This window comes from Kitasatospora sp. NPDC059088 (assembly GCF_042738155.1).
Taxonomy (GTDB): domain Bacteria; phylum Actinomycetota; class Actinomycetes; order Streptomycetales; family Streptomycetaceae; genus Kitasatospora.
On the sequence record NZ_JBHYGR010000310.1, the window covers coordinates 1 to 1,246 of the forward strand.

Annotated in this window: 2 protein-coding genes and 1 pseudogene; all 3 read right to left on the reverse strand. The window is 75.8% G+C overall.

The genetic code is table 11. The annotated features are described in order from the left end of the window. Positions 1–280: pseudogene (locus ACFWXO_RS45570) on the reverse strand (hypothetical protein); the annotation flags it as partial. Then, on the reverse strand, positions 273–785 hold the full coding sequence (locus tag ACFWXO_RS45575; RefSeq protein ID WP_380409962.1) for a SigE family RNA polymerase sigma factor: 513 nt from the start codon (positions 783–785) through the stop codon (positions 273–275). The gene ACFWXO_RS45575 and the pseudogene ACFWXO_RS45570, both read right to left, overlap by 8 nt. 159 nt (positions 786–944) lie before the next feature. Beyond that, a partial coding sequence (locus tag ACFWXO_RS45580; protein ID WP_380533200.1) for a hypothetical protein occupies positions 945–1,246 on the reverse strand: 302 nt, incomplete at its 5' end.

A 1,246-nucleotide genomic window follows, 5' to 3' on the forward strand; every position in this document is an offset into this window, starting at 1 on the left:
GGCGGGGGGAGTCGGAGGCGGGGGCCGGCACGGAGGGAGTGTCCGTGGTGACCACTGCTCCGTGCTGCGGCCGCGGTGAGGGCGGCCCGGACGGGAGGGTCAGGTACAGGGCCGCCGCGGCGCAGGCCGCGGTCGCGCCCAGGGCGTACCGGCGGTGCCGGCGGTTGCGGCGCCGGTCGGCGCGTCGGCGGATCTCGGCAGCGGGCAGGGCCGGTGCGGGCACCTGTGTGCCGAGCAGCCGCAGCCGGTCGCCGACGGTGTCGTGGAGGGGGTCAGACACGGAGCTTTCCTTCCTCGCTGCTCGGGGTCCGGTCGGCGAGTCCGGCCGCGAGCGCGGTCCGGCCCCGGGTGAGGCGGCTCTTGACGGCGCTGACGCTGGCGCCGGTCTCGGCCGCGACCTGCTCGACGGGGAGGTCGCACATGTGGTGCAGGACCAGGGCGCTCCGCTGTGCCTCGGGCAGGTCGCGGAGCGCGGTGACCAGCATCAAGTGGTCCTCGGTGGGCGGTTCGACGGTGGGTGGTTCCGGGCGGTGGTGGCGTCCGGCCAGGTGCAGGCCCCGGGCCAGGCGCCGCCAGCGGGAGACGGCCAGCCGCCGGGCCGTGGTCCGGATCCACGCCTCCGGGGCGTGGTCCAGGTCGAAGGTGCGCCGTCGGTCCCACGCGCGGATGAAGGCCTCCTGGACCACGTCCTGCGCTTCGGACCAGTCGCCGGTCATCGCGTAGAGCTGCCCGGTCAGGCGGGAGAAGGACGCCGCGTAGAAGGCGTCGAACTCCTGTGGCGTCATCAAGGGCCTCTCCTCCGGGGCTGTCCGTCAGTTCGCGGCGTCGGCGGCTCGCGCGGGAGCACTTCCCGGCGGCGGTGGAGCCGTGCGTCCCGGGTGGAGCCTCCCGCTCTGTACGCACGAGTGCCGCCCCCGGGTTGCACCCGCTGGCTATGGCCTGGATCACATGTGCGGGGTGCGACCTGCCGGGCGTCGGGAGGCGTACCGGGGTGCGGGCATCAACCGGACGCCCGCAGGAAAGGACACGGATTTCATGCGTATCCGCCCGATCACGCTCATCGCCGCCACCGCCGCGGTCATCGCGACCGCGGGGGGAGCGGCCACCGCCGCGACCAGCGCCTCCACCTCCACCCCCACGGCCGCGCCGTCTGCCGCGCCCACGGCCGCGGCCCAGAGCAAGCCCTCCGCTGCGCCCTCCGGCGCGGCTTCCGGCGCCGGCTCGTCCGCTGCCGGCGCGCCTGCCA

Bases quoted from the DNA above. Each gene is read 5' to 3' on its own strand.
- ACFWXO_RS45575 (WP_380409962.1), bottom strand. From the start codon at position 785: ATGACGCCACAGGAGTTCGACGCCTTCTACGCGGCGTCCTTCTCCCGC.